General features: G+C 70.1%; 14 protein-coding genes and 1 tRNA gene. 8 read left to right on the forward strand and 7 right to left on the reverse strand.

Annotation, left to right across the window (positions count from 1 at the left end):
* From FV229_RS00730 to FV229_RS00755, 6 genes are all read left to right on the forward strand, one after another.
* Complete coding sequence (locus FV229_RS00730) at positions 1-954, forward strand: aliphatic sulfonate ABC transporter substrate-binding protein (RefSeq protein WP_147750099.1); 954 nt, start codon at positions 1-3, stop codon at positions 952-954.
* A 6-nt stretch (positions 955-960) separates the two neighbouring features.
* Positions 961-1,986, forward strand: coding sequence for a sulfonate ABC transporter substrate-binding protein (locus FV229_RS00735; protein ID WP_147750100.1), 1,026 nt, complete (start codon positions 961-963; stop codon positions 1,984-1,986).
* Positions 1,983-2,762 (forward strand): aliphatic sulfonate ABC transporter permease SsuC, encoded by a 780-nt coding sequence (ssuC, locus tag FV229_RS00740; protein ID WP_147750101.1) that lies wholly within the window; start codon positions 1,983-1,985, stop codon positions 2,760-2,762. The genes FV229_RS00735 and ssuC overlap by 4 nt, the downstream gene beginning before the upstream one ends.
* Positions 2,762-3,664, forward strand: a complete 903-nt coding sequence (locus FV229_RS00745; RefSeq protein WP_147750102.1) for an ATP-binding cassette domain-containing protein — start codon at positions 2,762-2,764, stop codon at positions 3,662-3,664. Before ssuC ends, FV229_RS00745 begins: the two co-directional genes overlap by 1 nt.
* Positions 3,665-3,684: 20 nt before the next feature.
* The gene (gene ssuD, locus FV229_RS00750; RefSeq protein ID WP_147750103.1) at positions 3,685-4,875 is read left to right on the forward strand and encodes an FMNH2-dependent alkanesulfonate monooxygenase; all 1,191 of its coding nucleotides are present in this window, start codon (positions 3,685-3,687) and stop codon (positions 4,873-4,875) included.
* Positions 4,876-4,954: 79 nt separating this feature from the next.
* A tRNA-Gly gene (locus tag FV229_RS00755) sits at positions 4,955-5,028 on the forward strand.
* 44 nt (positions 5,029-5,072) lie between these two features.
* Here FV229_RS00755 and FV229_RS00760 read toward each other — a convergent pair.
* From FV229_RS00760 to gyrA, 7 genes are all read right to left on the reverse strand, one after another.
* A complete protein-coding gene (locus tag FV229_RS00760; RefSeq protein ID WP_147750104.1) occupies positions 5,073-5,354 on the reverse strand; it encodes a hypothetical protein in 282 nt (93 codons plus the stop codon).
* 378 nt (positions 5,355-5,732) lie between these two features.
* A complete protein-coding gene (locus FV229_RS00765; protein WP_147750105.1) occupies positions 5,733-6,191 on the reverse strand; it encodes a peptidylprolyl isomerase in 459 nt (152 codons plus the stop codon).
* A gap of 70 nt (positions 6,192-6,261) precedes the next feature.
* Complete coding sequence (locus FV229_RS00770; protein WP_147750106.1) at positions 6,262-6,765, reverse strand: hypothetical protein; 504 nt, start codon at positions 6,763-6,765, stop codon at positions 6,262-6,264.
* 6 nt (positions 6,766-6,771) lie between these two features.
* Positions 6,772-7,320 (reverse strand): peptidylprolyl isomerase, encoded by a 549-nt coding sequence (locus FV229_RS00775; RefSeq protein ID WP_147750107.1) that lies wholly within the window; start codon positions 7,318-7,320, stop codon positions 6,772-6,774.
* A gap of 31 nt (positions 7,321-7,351) precedes the next feature.
* Positions 7,352-7,855 carry a pantetheine-phosphate adenylyltransferase gene (gene coaD / locus FV229_RS00780; RefSeq protein ID WP_147750108.1) on the reverse strand — a complete coding sequence of 168 codons (504 nt, stop codon included), beginning with the start codon at positions 7,853-7,855 and terminating at the stop codon, positions 7,352-7,354.
* A gap of 155 nt (positions 7,856-8,010) precedes the next feature.
* Positions 8,011-8,844 (reverse strand): porin family protein, encoded by an 834-nt coding sequence (locus tag FV229_RS00785; RefSeq protein WP_147750109.1) that lies wholly within the window; start codon positions 8,842-8,844, stop codon positions 8,011-8,013.
* A 240-nt stretch (positions 8,845-9,084) separates the two neighbouring features.
* Positions 9,085-11,820, reverse strand: coding sequence for a DNA gyrase subunit A (gene gyrA / locus FV229_RS00790; protein ID WP_147750110.1), 2,736 nt, complete (start codon positions 11,818-11,820; stop codon positions 9,085-9,087).
* Between the two features lie 419 nt (positions 11,821-12,239).
* Between gyrA and treZ the strand changes: the two genes are divergently transcribed.
* Both treZ and FV229_RS00800 read left to right on the forward strand, forming a co-directional pair.
* Entirely contained in the window at positions 12,240-14,045 is a 1,806-nt protein-coding gene (gene treZ, locus FV229_RS00795; RefSeq protein WP_147750111.1) for a malto-oligosyltrehalose trehalohydrolase, read from the forward strand.
* The gene (locus FV229_RS00800; RefSeq protein ID WP_147750112.1) at positions 14,042-18,928 is read left to right on the forward strand and encodes a malto-oligosyltrehalose synthase; all 4,887 of its coding nucleotides are present in this window, start codon (positions 14,042-14,044) and stop codon (positions 18,926-18,928) included. Before treZ ends, FV229_RS00800 begins: the two co-directional genes overlap by 4 nt.
* The last annotated feature ends 13 nt before the right edge of the window (positions 18,929-18,941 follow it).

Raw genomic sequence — 18,941 nt, forward strand, 5'->3', positions numbered from 1 at the left:
ATGCTCGACCGTCGCCGCCTGCTCGCCACGGCTTTCGCCGCGGCGCTGCCCCTGTCCCGTGCCGCGCGCGCCGCGGAGCCCGGCGTCCTGCGCATCGGCTACCAGAAGAACGGCATCCTCGTCGTCGCCAAGCAGCGCGGCGTCATCGAGGAGCGGCTGGCGCCACTCGGCCATTCGGTGCGCTGGGTCGAGTTCTCGTTCGGGCCGCCGTTGCTGGAGGCGCTCTCCCTCGACGGCATCGATTTCGGGCAGACCGGCGACGCCCCGCCGATCTTCGCGCAGGCCGCGCGATCGAGCCTCGTCTACGCTGCGGCGCAGGAGGCCGGCGGCTCCGGCTCGGGAATCCTGCTGCCGAAGGGCTCGGCGATCAAAACGCTCGCCGAGCTGAAGGGCAAGCGCGTCGCCTTCGCCAAGGCGTCGAGCGCCCACAACCTCACCGTCGCCGCCTTGGAGAAGGCCGGCCTCACCTATGCCGACATCGAGCCGGTGACGTTGGCGCCGGCCGATGCCGCGGCTGCGTTCTCGCGCGGCAGCATCGACGCCTGGACGATCTGGGACCCGTACTACGCCATCGCCGAAGGCGGAGACGGCGTCCGCGTGCTCGCGACCGCCAAGGAGATCGCCCGGCAGAACAACTTCTTCCTGGCGAGCCGCGCCTTCGCCGAGGGCCGCGGCGCGGTGCTTTCCGAGGTGATCGACGTGCTCGGGGGCGTCGCGCGCTGGTGCGGCGAGAACCGCGGCGCAGTCGCCGACCTGCTCTCGAAGGGCACCGGCGTGCCGCTCGCCGCCACGCGCCGCGCGGTAGACCGCACCGACTACCTCATCGGCCCGATGAACGACCGCGTCGCCGCCGAGCAGCAGGCGATCGCCGACCGCTTCCACGCCCTGAAGCTGATCCCGAAGCCCATCCGCGTCGCCGACGCGGTCTGGACGCCACCTGCACGCAACGGCTGATCCGCGATGACCGACGCCCCCCTTTCCCCCGCGCCGCGCGCCGCACTCGACACCCTGACGGAGGCCGGCGCGCCGATGCGCCGCCGCACCGTGCTCTCGGCCGGGCTCGGCCTCGCCGCCGCCTTCGCCCTGCGCTCGGCGCGCGCCGCCGCCACCGTGCGGATCGGCTACCAGAAGTACGGCTCGCTCGTCCTGCTGAAGGGCCGCGGCAGCCTCGCGAAGGCGTTGGCGCCGCTTGGCTACGACGTCGCATGGTCGGAGTTTCCCTCCGGTCCGCCCTTGCTGGAGGCGCTGAACGCCGGGGCGATCGACCTCGGCTCGGCCGGCGAGGCCCCGCCGATCTTCGCGCAGGCCGCGAGCGCCGACCTGCGCTACGTCGGCACCGAGCCGCCGGCCCCGCGCGGTGAGGCGATCCTCGTGCCCAAGGACAGCCCGGTCCGGTCCGTGGCGGAGCTGCGCGGCAAGACCATCGCGCTTAACAAGGGCTCCAACGTGCACTTCCTCGTGGTGCGCGCCCTGGAGAAGGCCGGCGTTCCCTACGACGCGGTGAAGCTCGTCTTCCTGTCGCCGGCGGATGCCAACGCCGCCTTCGTGCGCGGTGCCGTCGACGCCTGGGCGATCTGGGACCCGTACCTCGCGGCGGCCGAGCGCTCCACCGGCGCGCGCGTGCTGGCCGACGGCAGCGGGATCGCACCGAACCGGCAGTTCTACCTGTCGCGCCGCGGCTTCACCGAGGCGAGCCCGGAGGTCGTCGTCGCGATCCTGCGGGCGGTCGCCGAGGTCGACACCTGGGCCGCCGGCAACGGCGCCACGGTCGCGGCCGAGCTTGCGCCTTCGGTCGGCATCCCGGCGCCCGTGCTGGCGGTGGCGCTCGAGCGCCTGTCCTACGGCGTCGCCCCCCTCGACGCGCAGGCGATCGCCGACCAGCAGGCCGTGGCCGACGCCTTCCACGCCCTCGGCCTCCTGCCCAAAGGCATCCGGGTCGCCGACGCGGTCTGGACCCATCCGGAACGGAAGGCGGAGATCCGATGAGCACCACCCCCTCCCGCATCCGCGACGCCGCGCTGCCCTGGCTCTTGCCCGTCGCGATCGTGCTCGGCTGGCAGGCGGCGGTCTCGGCCGGCCTGGTCTCGAACCGCTTCATGCCGGCCCCGCTCGACGTGGTCCGGGCCGGGATCGAGGCGGGGCGCACCGGCGAACTCTGGACCAACCTCGGCGTCAGCACGCTGCGCGCGCTCGCCGGCTTCGTGGTCGGCGGCGGCATCGGCTTCGGGCTCGGCCTTGCCAACGGCCTGTCGCGCCTGTCCGAGCGGCTCACCGACACCTCGGTGCAGATGGTGCGCAACGTGCCCCACCTGTCGCTGATCCCGCTGGTGATCCTGTGGTTCGGCATCGGCGAGGAGGCCAAGCTGTTCCTGGTCGCGCTCGGGGTGTTCTTCCCGATCTACGCCAACACCCTGCACGGCATCCGCTCGGTCGACCCGGCGCTGGTCGAGATGGGCCGCGTCTACGGCATGTCGAACGCCGAGCTGTTCCGCCGCGTGGTGCTGCCGGGGGCGCTCCCGTCGATCTTCGTCGGCCTGCGCTACGCGCTGGGCATCATGTGGCTGACGCTCATCGTCGCCGAGACCATCTCGGCCTCGTCCGGTCTCGGCTACATGGCGATGCAGGCGCGCGAGTTCATGCTCGTCGATGTCGTGGTGCTGGCGATCCTGATCTACGCCGCGCTCGGCAAGCTTGCTGACGCGCTGACGCGGCAGCTGGAACGCAGCTGCCTCGCCTGGAACCCCGCCTACAGGAGCGCCTGATGCTGCGCGACGCCAACCTTCGCGACACCCCGCAGCCGCCGGACGCCGACACGAACGCGGGTGCCTTCGCCCTTGGCAACAGGGAGAGGGGCGTGACCTCTTCGGAAACGGTTGATCCCTCCCCCCATTCCTCGCCCGACCGGGAGAGGGGAGCTCGCGGCATCGCCGTCACCGTTCGCGACCTGCACAAGAGCTTCGACGGCAACGCCGTCATCTCCGGGCTCGACCTGTTCCTGCCCGCGGGCGGCTTCACCGCGGTCGTCGGCCGGTCCGGTTGCGGCAAGAGCACCCTGCTGCGCCTGATCCTCGGGCTCGAGGCGCCGACCGCCGGCCGCGTCGCGCTCGACGCCGGCGAACCCGGCCTGCGGCGGAGCGAGCGGCCGCGGCGCATCATGTTCCAGGAGCCGCGGCTGCTGCCTTGGGCGCGGGTGGTCGACAACGTCGCCGTCGGCCTGTCGGGCATCGGCACGAAGCCGGAACGGCGCGAACGCGCGCTCGTGGCCCTCGACCAAGTCGGGCTCGCGGACAAGGCCGGCGCTTGGCCCGCGACCCTGTCGGGCGGCCAGCGTCAGCGCGTGGCGTTGGCGCGCGCGCTCGTCAGCGGCCCCGGCCTGCTGGCCCTCGACGAGCCGCTGGGCGCCCTCGATGCGCTCACCCGCATCGGCATGCAGGATCTGATCGAGCGGATCTGGCGTGCGGACGGGTTCACCGCGCTCCTCGTCACCCACGACGTCGGCGAGGCGGTGGCGATGGCCGACCGCATCCTCGTGGTAGATTTCGGCCGCATCGCCCTCGACCTGCGGGTCGATGTGCCCCGGCCGCGCCGCCGCGGCGACCCCGACCTCGCGCGCCTCGAAGGCCGCATCCTCGAACACCTGCTCGGCGCGCCCCAGGCCGCCTGAGCCGACACGGAGATCTTTCGATGACCGCCTCGACCGACAGCACGATTCAGGACGGGAAGACGGACGTCCTCTGGTTCCTGCCGACGCATGGCGACGGCCGCTACCTCGGCGCGTCCGAGGGCGCCCGCGACGTGTCGCTCTCCTACCTTCGCCAGATCGCGCAGGGCGCAGACGCGCTCGGCTATTACGGCGTGCTGCTGCCGACCGGCCGCTCATGCGAGGACAGCTGGGTCGTCGCCTCCGCGCTCGCCCCGCTGACGCAGCGCCTGCGCTTCCTCGTCGCCGTGCGCCCGGGCCTGATGGAGCCCTCGGCCGCCGCCCGCATGGCCTCGACCCTGGACCGGATCTCCGGCGGGCGCCTGCTGATCAACGTCGTCACCGGCGGCGACCCGGTGGAGCTGCGCGGCGACGGCGTGTTCCTCGATCACGATGCGCGCTACGCGGTGACCGACGAGTTCCTGCACATCTGGCGCGGGCTGATGGCCGGCGAGACGGTGACGTTCGAAGGCAAGCACCTGTCGGCCGAGAACGGACGGCTGATCTTCCCGCCGGTGCAGAAACCCTACCCGCCGCTCTACTTCGGCGGCTCGTCGCCGGCCGGCATCGGCGTCGCGGCCGAGCATTGCGACGTGTACCTGACCTGGGGCGAGCCCCCGGCGGGCGTGGCCGAGAAGATCGCCACCGCACGCGCCGCCGCCGAAAAGCGCGGCAAGACCTTCTCCTACGGCATCCGCCTGCACGTGATCGTGCGGGAGACCGAGGGCGCCGCCTGGGAGGCGGCCGACAGCCTGATCTCGAAGCTCGACGACGCCACCATCGCCAAGGCGCAGGCGACGCTGAAGCGCCAGGATTCCATCGGGCAGAGCCGGATGATGGCGCTGCACGGCGGCAGCCGCGACAAGCTGCAGGTCTCGCCGAACCTCTGGGCCGGCGTCGGCTTGGTGCGCGGCGGCGCCGGCACGGCGCTCGTCGGTTCCGCCGACCAAGTCGCCGACCGGATGAAGGAGTACATCGACCTCGGGATCGACCGCTTCATCCTATCGGGCTACCCGCATCTTGAGGAGGCCTACCGCTTCGCCGAGCTGGTCTTCCCGAAGCTGCCGCTCCGCGCCACCACCGGCATCGGACCGACCAACGCCCGCAACGACGGCCCGTTCGGCGAGGTGATGGCCAACGACATCGTGCCGACGCGCCAAGTCTCTGCGCACTGAAAGCCAGCCTCGGACGTGCCACCCGCGCGGCGCATCCGGTCTTCTCAAGCCTCCCGCGCCATGCTATCCGGCGCGGATCGCGGGTGTAGCTCAATGGTAGAGCAGCAGCCTTCCAAGCTGAATACCCGGGTTCGATTCCCGGTACCCGCTCCATACCTCCCAAATCCCATGAATCGGTCGCAGTCGCGGCGTCGCCTCTATCGTGCGACCGCCGCGAAGTGCTCGATCAATCGCGGGCCGTCCCAGATCTCGATCGCGCGACCTTCGGCCAGGGCGAGGGCATGCGCGATGGCCTCGTCGTCGCCGTAGGCCGGGAGTGCGTGCAGGCTCTTCGCGCCGTCGGCGCCGGTGACGACGGCATGGTAGCGCGGCCCTTGCGCCGGCACCTTTCGGGCGCGGGCGGTGTCGGCGCCCGGCGGCAAAACTTCGTCGCGGATGGGCTCGGCGTCGTTCGCGACCGCATCCCGCTTCTCGGCCATCCGGTGAGGTCTCATCCAGGCGGGGTGGAGGAGACGTCCTGGCCATCCGCGCATCGCCCAGCGATCCAGGGCGTCGACTCGAAGAGACTTCGGCGAAGAGGCAGGACGCGCCGGACCGTCACGTGCCCGATGGATGATCCGCACAAGTTGTAGGTTAGGTGCGCGGTCGCAGCACAGCACCAACATATGTTAGGTGAGCGGTACCGGGCGTGTGGCGTCACCCTGCGACCGAAACGCCGCCTTCGGCTCGATCAACGTCCGCTGAGAGCCGTCACCCGCATCGTCGCCTGCGGGGATACGCCCAATGCTCGATGACCCATTCAGGGGGCCGGGATCGCCCGTCGCCTCACGCTTGGAGGCGACGGGCGTTCGTTGAGGTCAGGCGGCGGCGATGGTCGCCTTGACGATCTTGTCGGGGGAGCGCGGCGGCTCGCCCTTGTTGATCGTGTCGACCACGTCCATGCCTTCGGTCACCTTGCCCCAGACGGTGTACTGCTTGTCCAGGAAGCGCGCGTCGTCGAAGCAGATGAAGAACTGCGAGTTCGCCGAGTGCGGGAAGTTGGTGCGGGCCATCGAGCAGGTGCCGCGGGTGTGCGGCTCGGCGTTGAACTCGGCGTTCAGGTCGGGCAGGTCGGAGCCGCCCGAGCCGGTGCCGGTCGGGTCGCCGGTCTGGGCCATGAAGCCGTCGATCACGCGGTGGAACGGCACGCCGTCATAGAAGCCCTGGCCGGCCAGCGTCTTGATGCGCTCGACGTGGTTCGGTGCGAGGTCGGAGCGCAGCGCGACGACGACGCGGCCCTTGGTGGTCTCGAGGACGAGGTTTTCGGTGTCGGCCATGTCGGTCTCCGGGTTGGTCGGGGAAGGGGCGCTGCGCCGGTCGGCGGCGCGGCGGGGTGTTCGGGTGCCGTCATCCGGGTCGGTTCGCGTCGATCTTCCGGTAGACGAAACGTAGGGCGACGGGTCGCCCGGCGATCGCTCGGCCGAGGCCGGGCGTGATGCGCGCCGGCAGGCAACGGCTCAGGCCGTCGAGGGTCGCATGCACCAGGGTCGGGCGCGTCTTGGGCCCGACGCCCCTCGCATACGTGATCCGCGGCGGCCCGATCAAGCTCCCGTCCCGCCGGAGCGACAGGCGGGCGGTGATCTCGATGTCGGGCGCGTCCTCGAGCGAGGCCGGAGGGCGCCAGCACGCCGCGAGCGCCGGATAGAACTCGGCCAGCGTGTTCGCGCGGGGGACGGGGCGTGCCGCCAGCGGCACCACGATCGTCGCCCGCAGGGTCTGCGGGAGGCTCAGCGGGTAGCCGGGCCCCTCGCCGTCGAGGGCGTAGCCGGAGAACGGCTGGCCGTCCCACGCACCCGCCGAAGCGGGCGCGAGGGCGGCCAGCAGCGCCGCCGCCGCACGCCGCCCTCGCATCGCGGCTTACTTCGCTTTCTCGGCCAGCTGCATCTTGACGATCTTGTCCGGGTTCTGGACCGCGCCGCCGGCCGCGCCGGGGGCGGCCCTCTTGATCTTGTCGACGACGTCCATGCCGTCGGAGACGAGGCCGACCACGGTGTACTGCCCGTTCAGGAACGACGCATCGCCGAGGCAGATGAAGAACTGCGAGTTGGCCGAGTTCGGGTCCGACGAGCGGGCCATGCCGACGGTGCCGCGGCGGAACTGCGCCGAGGAGAACTCGGCCGGGATGTCGGGCAGGCTCGATCCGCCGGTGCCGTTGCCCTTCGGGTCGCCGGTCTGCGCCATGAAGCCGTCCATGACCCGGTGGAACTTAAGGCCGTTGTAGAAGCCCTGAGCGATCAGCGTCTTGAGCTGCTTGACGTGCTTGGGCGCGATGTCGGGGCGCAGCTCGATGGTGACGCGGCCGTCCTTCGTGTCGAGGAAGACGGTGTTGGCATCCGCCGCGCGGGCGGCGGAGGTGCCCATCGCGAGGGAAAGCGCGAGCGCGAAAAATGCGGTGCGGCGGTTCATGGGGAATCGTCTCCTTGGAAGGGGTTTTGGCCTAGCCTCGGCTTGCGAAGCGGGCCGCGAGGCGTTCGGCCACCTGGTGCGGCACGAAGGGCGACACGTCGCCGCCCATGGCCGCGATCTGGCGGACGAGCGTCGCGGTGATCGGGCGGACCTGGATCGAGGCCGGCAGGAACACGGTCTGGATTTCGGGGGCCATCGCGCCGTTCATGCCGGCGAGCTGCATCTCGTAGTCGAGGTCGGTGCCGTCGCGCAGCCCGCGGATGAACAGGCTAGCCTTGCAGCGGCGGGCCGCGCTCACCGCGAGGTCGTCGAAGGTGGCGATCTCAAGCTCCGTCCCCTCGGCCTCGGCCAGGGGCCGGCAGGTCTCGCTCAGCAGCTCGGCTCGTTCTTCGGCGGTGAAGAGCGGCGCCTTGCCGGGGTGGACGCCGATCGCGATGACGAGGCGCGGCACAAGCCGGCAGGCCTGGCGGACGACGTCGAGATGGCCGTTTGTGACCGGATCGAAGGAGCCGGCATAGAGCGCGATGCGGTTCATGCCCGCAACGCCCTAGAGGATTTTCATGACGAACGGAACCGCCGCTCCGGCCGAATGGGCCGGGAGCCCGAAACGCGAGAAGGGCGGAAGCTTCCGCCTCCGCCCTCCTCGCGTGTTCCGATCGATGCAGGCGCCTGGGCGCTTGGCGGTAGATCCTAGTAGGTGCCGAACTTGTAGTTGATGCCGGCGCGAGCGAGGCTGCCCTCAGTCGAGACGCGCGAGATGTAGCCGATCCCCGGGGTGCCGGCCGGGCCGACGTTGGCGACGACGAGGTTGCGGCTTCCGAGGTCGTAGCGGATGTACTCGCCCTTGATCGTCACGGCGCTGGCACGGAAGACGTTCAGGAAGGACTCCGTCGGCAGCGCGTACTCGATGCCGCCGCCGTAGGCGTAGCCGGTTTCCATGTTGGAGCGGCGGGCGGCATAGGTCACCGGCGCGCCGGTCTGGAAGGTGACGGACTGTGTCACGTCTCCGTAGGCGAAGCCACCGGTGCCGTACACGAACACCCGGTCGAAGGCGTAGCCGACGCGGCCGCGCACCGTGCCGAGGTAGTTGAGCTCTGTGCGGTAGCTGTTGGTCAGGACGTTGGCGTTGAAGACGGGGTTGAAGATCGTCTCGGTGCGGCGGCGCTGCAGATCGGTGTACTGCGCGTCGGCCTCGACGCCGACGACGATGCCGGAGCCCGGCGTGAACTGGAAATTGTAGCCGATCTGACCGCCGCCGGTGAAACCGTCCTGCGGCAGCGGCACGCTCGGGCGGCGCAGGTTGCGGTCGACGTTGAGCTGCAGAGCGCCGATGCCGGCGGTGCGGACGTTGTCACGCTCCGAGAAGGCGTAGCCGGCGTTCGCGCCGAGGTAGAAGCCGGTCCAGGTGAAGACCGGGACGGGCGTGAACACCGGCGGCGGCGCGCGGCGCGGAAGGTCGGCGGCGCCGGCGGCGGCTGCGAGGGCCGTCGATGCGACGGCGGCGAGGGCGATGGACTTCAGCACGGGCGGCATCCGGGGTTGGTGTCTGGTGTTGCCGACCAGTAACCCCAACGGCCTCCTCTATGATATGACTTAACGGCAACACTCGGAAACAAGCGTTTTCTGAATTTCCGTGACATGCCGCAGATCTATACGCTACGTTTCTTACAGAAAATTCATCCGTCGAATCTGAACTTTTTGCGACCGCATCGCGCGGCGGCGCGGCCCTGCAGGACGACCGAGCCGTCCTGCAGGGCGCCTCGCTCACACCGCCTCGTCGGCGATCTCGCCGCCCTCGTCCTCGCCGGCGATGTGCTCGACCGAGACGACGCGCTCGTCCTTGGCGGTGTCGAACACCGTAACGCCCTGCGAGGCGCGGCCGACGACGCGGATGTCGTCCACCGGCACGCGGATCAGTTGCCCGGCATTGGTCACGAGCATGATCTGGTCGCTCGGCTCGACCGGGAAGGAGGCGACGAGGTTGCCGTTGCGGGCGTTGACTTCCATCGCCTTGATGCCCTTTCCGCCGCGGCCCGAGGTCCGGTACTCGAACGACGAGGTCCGCTTGCCGTAGCCGCGCTCGGCGAGCGTCAGCACGAACTGCTGGTTGGCGCCCATCTCGGCGTAGCGCTCCTGCGACAGCAGCGGCGCGTCGGTGGCGGCCTCCTCGGCGTCGGCGTCGTTCGCTTCGGGCGCGGTGTCGCCGATGACGGCGCGCTGCATCTTGAGGAAGCCGACCCGCTCCTCGGGCGTCGCCTCGAAGCTGTTCAGGATCGTCATCGAGATGACGCGGTCGCCCTTGCCGAGGCTGATGCCGCGAACGCCGGTGGAATCGCGGCCCTTGAACACGCGGACATCCTCGACCGGGAAGCGGATGCACTGGCCGAGCGCGGTGGTCAGCAGCACGTTCTGTTCGGGTCGGCAGATCTCGACGTGGACGATGTGGTCGCCCGGATCGAGCTTCATCGCGATCTTGCCGTTGCGATTCACCTGCACGAAGTCGGACAGCTTGTTGCGTCGAACGCCGCCCGAGGCGGTCGCGAACATCACGTCCAGCGTCTCCCAGGAGGTCTCGTCCTCGGGTAGCGGCATGATCGTGGTGATACGCTCGGCCTGGTCCTGCAACTGCAGGATGTTGACCAGCGCCTTGCCGCGGGCGTTCGGCGCCGCCATCGGCAGGCGCCAGACCTTCTCCTTGTAGGCTTGGCCCTGGCTGGAGAAGAACAGCACCGGCGTGTGCGTGCTCGCCACGAAAAGGCGGGTGACGAAATCCTCCTCGCGGGTGGACATGCCGGAGCGGCCCTTGCCGCCGCGGCGCTGGGCCCGATAGGTCGAGAGCGGCACGCGCTTGACGTAGCCGGCGTGGCTCACGGTGACGACCATGTCCTCGCGCTGGATCAGGTCCTCGTCGTCGACGCTGGAATCGTAGTCGAGGATCACCGTCCGCCGGGGGGTGGCGAACTGCGTGCGCACCTCGGCGAACTCGTCCTTGACGATGGTCTGGATGCGTGACCGCGAGCGCAGGATGTCGAGGTAGTCGGCGATCTCGTCGGCGAGCGACTTCAGCTCGTCGCCGACCTCGTCGCGGCCCAGAGCCGTCAGGCGCTGCAGGCGCAGGTCGAGGATCGCGCGGGCCTGCACCTCCGAGAGCCGGTAGGTGCCGTCGTCCTTCACGCGGTGGCGCGGATCGTCCACCAGCGCGATGAGGGGTGCGATGTCGTGGGCCGGCCAGTCGCGCGCCATCAGCGCCTCGCGCGCCGAGTTCGGATCGGGCGAGGTGCGGATCAGGCGGATCACCTCGTCGATGTTGGCCACCGCGATGGCGAGGCCGCACAGGACGTGGGCGCGCTCTCGGGCCTTGTTCAGCAGGAACTTGGTGCGGCGGGAGACGACCTCTTCGCGGAAGTCAATGAAGGCTTGGAGCAGGTCTTTCAGGTTCATCAGCTCGGGGCGTCCGCCGTTCAGCGCCACCATGTTGCAGCCGAAGGAGGATTGCAGCGGCGTGAAGCGGTAGAGCTGGTTCAGCACCACCTCCGCCATCGCGTCGCGCTTGATCTCGACGACGATGCGCATGCCGTCGCGGTCGGATTCGTCGCGCAGGTCCGAGATGCCCTCGACGCGCTTCTCCTTGACCAGCTCGGCGATCTTCTCGACCAGCGTGGCCTTGTTCACCTGGTACGGAATCTCGGTGAAGATCAGCGCCTCGCGCTCCTTGCGCAACTCCTCCACGTGGGACTTGGCCCGCATGATGATCGAGCCGCGGCCGGTGGCGTAGGCCAACCGCGTGCCGGCCCGCCCGAGGATAGAGCCTCCGGTCGGGAAGTCCGGCCCGGGCACGATCTCGGTCAGCTGCTCGATGGTCAGGCTGGGATCGTCGATCAGCGCGATGCAGGCGTCGATGAGTTCGCCGAGGTTGTGCGGCGGGATGTTGGTCGCCATGCCGACGGCGATGCCGCCGGCGCCGTTGACGAGAAGGTTCGGGAAGCGCGCCGGCAGCACCGAGGGCTCCTCGCGCGACTCGTCGTAGTTCGGCTGGAAATCGACGGTGTTCTTGTCGATGTCGGCGAGCAGCGCGGTCGCGGGCTTGGCCAGGCGCGATTCCGTGTAGCGCATGGCGGCGGCCGGATCGCCGTCGACGGAGCCGAAGTTGCCCTGCCCGTCGATGAGCATCAGGCGCATCGAGAAGTCCTGCGCCATGCGGACCAAGGCGTCGTAGATCGATTGGTCGCCGTGCGGGTGGTAGAGGCCGATCACGTCGCCGACGATGCGGGCCGACTTGACGTACTTGCGCTCGGGCAGGTGCCCGCTTTCGTAGGCCGCGAACAGGATGCGCCGGTGCACCGGCTTGAGGCCGTCGCGCGCATCCGGCAGCGCCCGGCTCACGATCACGCTCATCGCGTAGTCGAGGTAGGACCGGCGCATCTCGTCGGTGATGGAAACGGGCTTGATGTCGCTGGCGGGCGGCGGCGTGCCGGCCCCTGTCTCGTCGTTGTCGGCCAAGGGCTTTATCCGTGTGGCGAAGGCCCCGCGTCCGGAGCCGGTGTCTGGTGCGGCGCACGCCGAAAGGCCGCGGGCGGCACGACGTGGGGGAAGACGAATGATATCAGACGGTTAATTATTCCTCCCGCGGCACCGGCGCAAGCACCTGATCCACCCCTGTCCGGCGCTCTTTTCGAGAGCGTCAACGACGCTCGCAACCGTAGGATCGCGTGCCGGAGCGTGCATCCGCACAGACCGGCCAAGCTCGCCCCGGAACGCTGCCGAACGATCCGCAAGGTTTGGGTGCGGTGCGGGGAACAACAGCTGGGCCGGCAGCTTCTGTGACAGATGTGGCTGTTCACACCCGGCTCCGCGTCGGGGATCGCCTCTGCGCGATTCGAACCGGCCACGAGCCCTGAAACGATGAGGATGCTGGCCTGATGCGGCGCTCGCACAACATGTCCTTCGGCGCCGAGATCGCCGGCGACGGCGTCCGCTTCGCGCTCTGGGCGCCGACTGCCGAGGACGTCACACTGGTGGTCGACGGAGCCGACCACGCGATCCCCGACGCCGGCGAGGGCTGGCGCCGGACGACCGTGCCGGGGGTGGCGGCCGGCGCGCGCTACGGCTTCCGCATCGACGGCGACCTCGTGGTGCCCGATCCCGCCTCGCGCTTCCAACCGGACGACGTCTCGGGGCTGTCCGAGGTGGTCGATCCGTCGGCATTCGCCTGGACCGACACCGCCTGGACCGGCCGTCCGTTCGAGGAGGCGGTGATCTACGAGACGCATGTCGGCACGGCGACGCCCGAGGGCACCTATGCCGGCCTTCAGGCGCGCCTTCCCGACCTCAAGGCGCTCGGCGTCACAGCGATCGAGCTGCTGCCGCTCGCCGACTTCAAGGGGACCCGCAACTGGGGCTACGACGGTGTGCTGCCCTACGCGCCGGACGCCGCCTACGGTCGCCCCGACGACCTCAAGCGCCTGATCGACGCGGCCCACGGCCTCGGGCTGATGGTCTACCTCGACGCGGTCTACAACCACTTCGGGCCGGCCGGGAACTACCTCCACGCCTACGCCAAGAGCTTCTTCACCGAACGTCACCAGACCCCGTGGGGCGCCGGCATCAACTTCGACGGCAAGGAGAGCGGCCACATCGTGCGCCAGTTCTTCATCCAGAACACGCTGTACTGGCTCGGCGAGTACCATTTCGACGGCATCCGCTTCGACGCGGTGCACGCGATCCTCGACGATTCGCCCAAGCACTTCCTGGCCGAGCTCGGCGAGACGGTGCGGACGACCTTCCCGGTTCGACAGATCCACTTGATGCTGGAGAACGAGGCCAACCAAGCGCGCTGGCTCGAGCGCGATGCGGCCGGCAAGCCCGTCCAGCACGACGCGCAGTGGGCGGACGACCTGCACCATTGCTGGCATGTTCTGCTGACGGGTGAGGATTCCGGCTACTACGAGAGCTTCAGCGACAAGCCGGTCGAGCGCCTGGCCCGCTGCCTGTCGGAGGGCTTCGCCTACCAGGGCGAGCCCTTCAAGACGTTGGGCGACCATCCCCGCGGCGAGCCCTCGGCGCACCTGCCGCCGACCGCGTTCGTCACCTTCCTGCAGAACCACGATCAAGTCGGCAACCGGGCGCTCGGCGAGCGCCTGAGCCACCTCGCCGACCCGGCGAAGCTCGACCTCGCCCGCGCCGGCTTGCTGCTCGCGCCTCAGATCCCGATGCTGTGGATGGGCGAGGAGTGGTCGGCCTCGACGCCGTTCCTGTTCTTCGTCGACTTCGCGCCGGACGAGGACCTGAACAAGGCCGTGCGCGAGGGACGCCGCAAGGAGTTCAAGAGTTTCGCGGCCTTCGCCGACGACACCTCGGTGATCCCCGACCCGACAGAGGCCGAGACCTTCGAAGCTTCGAAGCTCGATTGGGCGGAGCGCGAGCGATCCCCCCATCGCGAGGTCCTGGCCGAGACGACGCGCCTGCTGGCCCTGCGTCGGGACGTGGTGGTGCCGCTTGCCAAGTCCGGCTATCGCGGGGCCAAGGCGAACCTGCCCCGTGCGGACGTCGTCGATTGCACCTGGTCCTACGACGGCGGGACGCTGCGCTTCGTCGCCAACGTCGGCAACGCGCCGTATTCCGTCGAGGCCGGCGACGACACGCTGGTCTGGACCAATGCGCCGGACGGCACCGGTGCAATTCTGCCCGCTTGGACGGGCGTATTCCTGACGAAAGCGGCCCGATGAGCAGCGCACTGCAACGCCTGGCCGACCTGGCCGGCATCGCCGACGGCTACGTCGACGCCTTCGGCAAGCCGGTCGAGACCCCGCTCGAGGTTCGCCGCGGCATGCTCGCCGCGCTGGGCTTCGCGGTCGAGAGCGACGAGGCCGTCGTCCGTAGCCTCGCCGAGGCCGAGGCATTGCGAAACGGCCTGATTCCGCCGTTGCTCCCGGTCGAGGCGCGCCGCGCCGCCCGCGTGCCGGTCCGCGGCGAGGGGACTGTCAACTGGCGCCTCGTCGACGAGCGCGGCAGCGCCCGCGAGGGCCGGGCCGCCCTGTCGGGCGACGCCGCCGGCTTCGAGCTTCCGCCGCTGACGCCGGGCTACCACCACCTCACTGTGACGCTCGGCGACCGCACGGCGCAGGCCTGGATCATCTCCGCTCCGCAGCGCTGCTGGCGACCGCGCGCCTACGCCGACGAGGGTGCGAGCGATTGGGGTCTCGCCGCCCAGCTCTACGGGCTGCGCTCGGACGACAACCTCGGCATCGGCACCTATGCCGACGCCGGCCACGCGGCGCACGATGCGGGCCTGCGCGGTGCCTCGTTCCTCGGCCTCAGCCCGGTCCACGCGCTGTTCTCCGCCGACCGCACGAAGATTTCGCCTTATTCGCCGTCCTCGCGCCTGTTTCTCGACACGCTGTTCATCGCGCCGCGAAGCCTTCCGGGCTTCGCCGGCTCGCGGGCGGAGGCGTTGCTCCTCGAGATGGCGCCCCGTGTGGAAGCCATTCGCGACGCGGCGCTCGTCGATCACCAGGGCGTATGGGACGTGCTCTCGCCGGTGCTTCGGGCGCTGTGGGACGAGTCCGACGCCAAGCGCGGCGCGGATGCCGGCTTCACGGCGTTTCGCGCGGAGGATGGCGAGGACCTGCAATCTCACGCCACGTTCGAGGCCTTGTCCGAGCACTTCAAGGGGCAGGGCGCTCAATGGCTCGGCGACTGGCCCGAGGCCTACCGGCGCGCCGGGACCGAGGCCGTCGTCGCCTTCGCCGAGGAGCACCGGGACGCGGTCTCTTATCACGCGTGGTTGCAGTACCTCGCCGACCGGCAACTCGCCGACGCGTCGGCGCGGGCGCTCGCCACCGGCATGCGGATCGGCCTCTATCGCGACCTCGCGGTCGGCGCCGACCGCGGCGGCTCCGAGATCTGGTCGCATCCCGAGCGTTTCGCCGACCGCGTCTCGATCGGCGCGCCGCCCGACCTGCTGGCGCCCAAGGGCCAGGATTGGGGCCTGCCGGCGTTCGACCCGCTCGAGATGGAGCGCGACGGGCTCGCTGCCTTCCGGGCGCTGGTACGCGCCAACATGCGCCATGCCGGCGCGATCCGCATCGACCACGCCTTCCAGCTCGCCCGCCTGTTCCTGATCCCGCTGGGCGGCGGCGCCAAGGACGGCGCCTACATGGCGATGCCGTTCGAGCCGATGATCGCGGTGCTGCGGCTGGAGAGCCATCGCAACAAGTGCCTCGTCATTGCCGAGGATCTCGGCACCGCGCCGGAGGGCTTCTCCGACGCGCTGATGCAGGCCGGCATCCTGAGCTACCGCATCCTCGCCTTCGAACGCGAGCAGGACGGGCGGTTCAAGGCCCCCGACGCCTACCCGCGTGACGCGCTCACAGCGATCACCACCCACGACCTGCCGACCTTCGTCGGCTGGTGGCGCGGGGTCGACACCGACACGCGCCAGTCGCTCGGCCTCTACGACGCCGAGCGGGCCGAGGCCGAGCGGACCGAGCGGGTCACCGAGCGCCGCCGCCTGTCGGAGGCGCTGGCCGGCCAGCAGCTCATCGTCGGTGCCGAGCCGCCTGACGTCGCGCCGTTCGAGGCCGCGGCGCGCTACCTCGCCCGCGCCCCGTCGATGTTGACGGCGGTGCAGTACGAGGACGTGGTGTCCGAGCTGAGCCAGGCCAACGTTCCGGGCTCGACCGAGGGCTATCCGAATTGGCGGCGCAAGCTCGACCGCGACCTGAACGCCATCGCCGCCCCCGGCGGCCCGCTGGCGAAGCTCGCCGCCTCGTTGTCTGCCGAGAATCGTGGCCCGCGCTCGGGCGCTGCGCGTCTCGCGACGGCGCCGCCGCGGGCGACCTATCGGCTCCAATTCCACAAGGACTTCACCTTCGCCGACGCGGAGAGGATCGTCCCGTATCTCGCCAAGCTCGGCATCAGCCACGTCTACGCCTCGCCGCTGCAGAAGGCGCGGCCCGGCTCGACTCACGGCTACGACATCGTCGACCACGGGGCGATCAACCCGGAACTCGGCGGCGAGGCCGGCTTCGTCCGCCTGTCGGACGCCCTGCGGGCGCACGGGCTGAAGCTCCTCCTCGACATCGTCCCGAACCACATGGGCGTCGGCGGCGCCGACAATCCGTGGTGGCTGTCGGTGCTCGAATGGGGCGCGCTATCGCCCTTCGGCCACGCCTTCGACATCGACTGGGAGCGCCTGGGTGCCAACCGCAACCTCGTCATCCCCTTCCTCGGCGAGCGCTACGGCGAGGCGCTGGAGAACGGTAATCTCGAACTCAAGTTCGATGCGGAGGCCGGCGCCTTCAGCGTCTGGCACTACGAGCATCAGTTCCCCATCCGCCCGCTGAACTACCCGACGATCCTCAACCGGGTGCTCGCGGCGCTCGGCGACGTGGACGAGGAGGCGCAGGGCGAGCTGCTGGCCATCTCCGAGCGCCTGCGCGCCATGGGTGCCGAGACCGACCCGAAACGGCGTCACGCCTTCCCCGAGGAGGCCGAGGGGCTGAAGCGGCGTCTCGCCGCCGTCTGTGCGGTGTCGCCTGAAATCCGCGCCGCCATCGACCGCAGCTTGAAGCTGCTCAACGGCTTCAAGGGCCGCCCCGACAGCTTCGGCCCGCTCCACCGGCTGCTCGAAAGTCAAGCCTACCGCTTGGCGCATTGGCGCGTCGCGTCGAGCGACATCAACTATCGGCGCTTTTTCGACGTGAACTCGCTTGCGGGCCTTCGCGTCGAGCTGAACGACATCTTCCACCGCTCGCACGAGACCGTGTTCCGGCACGTCCGCGAGGAGCGGATCGACGGCCTGCGCATCGACCACATCGACGGTTTGGCGGATCCGCAGGGCTACGCGCGGGCGCTGCAGGCGGCGGTCGGGCCGGGCTTCTACGTCGTCGTGGAGAAGATTTTGGAGCCGGGCGAGAAGCTTCGGCCCTGGCCGGTGGCCGGCACCACCGGCTACGACGTGCTCAACCACCTCGACGGAATCCTCGTCGACCAGGGCAAGCGCGGTAAGATCAAGCGGCTCTACGAGTGGGCCACCGGCTACGACGAGCCCTACGGCTTCCAGCTCCGCGCCGCGAAGGCCGAGATCCTTGAGATCAGCTTCGCGAGCGAGCTCGAGGTGCTGACCAGCGACCTCAAGGAGATCGCCGACGCCGACCGGCGCACGCGCGACTTCTCGGTCAACGCGATCCGCCGGGCGCTGATCGAGGTCATCGCGCGCTTCCCGACCTATCGCAGCTACTTGCCGTCGGACCTCGACGAGAGCGACGTCGAGGCCGAGGACATCCGATTGATCGAGGGCGCGGTCGCCAAGGCCAAGCGCTGGTCTGCGTTGCCGGACCGCTCGGTGCACGACTTCGCCGCCGCCGCCCTGATCGGACGGATCGAGACCGCCGGTCCCGGCAGGCCCGATCCGAGTGTGATCCTGCGCTTCCGCCGCCGCTTCCAGCAGCTCACCGGCCCGGTGATGGCCAAGAGCCTGGAGGACACGCTGTTCTACCGCTACGCGATGCTGCTCGGCCTCAACGAGGTCGGCGGCGACCCGGGCGAGTACGGGCTGGACGCCGAGCAATTCCACGGCCTGCAGGCGGCGCGCGCCCGCGACTGGCCGAACGCCATGATCACCACGGCGACGCACGACACCAAGCGCGGCGAGGATGCACGCACGCGCCTGCTCGCCCTGTCCGAGCTGCCGGAGGAGTGGGCCCGCGCCTGGGACCTCTGGCGCACGGTCGCCGGCCCGCATCTCGCGAGCATCGACGACGAGCCAGCGCCGGACGCCAATGACCAGTGGATGTTCTTCCAGGCTATCCTAGGGGCGTGGCCGCTCGAGTTGCTCGACGCCGACGCGCCCGACGCGATCGAGGACTTCCGCAAGCGCCTGACCGCCTACAGCGAGAAGGCGATGCGCGAGGGCAAGCGCCGGTCGAGCTGGGTCAACGTCGACGAGGCCTACGAGGGCGCGGTCGCCAAGCTGTTCGAGGCGCTGATCGCACCGGGCTCCGCGTTCCTGGCCCAGCTCCGGCCGTTCGCCCGCCGCCTCGCCCATCTCGGCATGATCGCCGGCCTCGGCCGCACGGTCCTCAAATGCACGCTGCCGGGTCTTCCCGACGTGTACCAGGGCACCGAGTTCTGGGACTTCTCGTTCGTCGACCCCGACAACCGCCGGCCGGTGGACTACCCGGCCCTCGAACGCGCCCTCTCCGATGAGGGGGCCGTGTCCGGGCTGCTTTCGCGTTGGCCGGACGGGCGTGTGAAGCAGGCCACCCTGGCGCGATTGCTCGCCGACCGCGCCGCGCGACCGGCCTTCTACGCCGAGGCCGACTATCGCGCGATCGAGGCCGCCGGCCCGCGGGCCGAGAACGTGATCGCCTACCTGCGGTCCGACGCGAGCACGGAGGGCGACCTGTTCGTCGCCGTCCCGCGCCTCGTCGCAGGATTGGTGACGGACGAAACGTGGTCCGGCGCAGGCTTTGCCGGCACGACCGTCGACCTCGGCGCCGGCACCCGCTGGCACGACATCGTCACGGGGGCCGACTACGAGGGGTCCGCGGATTTCGGGGCGCTGTTTTCCGCGCTTCCCTACGCCGTGCTCCGGCGCCGGCCCTGAGACCCCGCGTGCC

Source organism: Methylobacterium sp. WL120 (genome assembly GCF_008039465.1).
GTDB lineage: Bacteria > Pseudomonadota > Alphaproteobacteria > Rhizobiales > Beijerinckiaceae > Methylobacterium > Methylobacterium cerastii.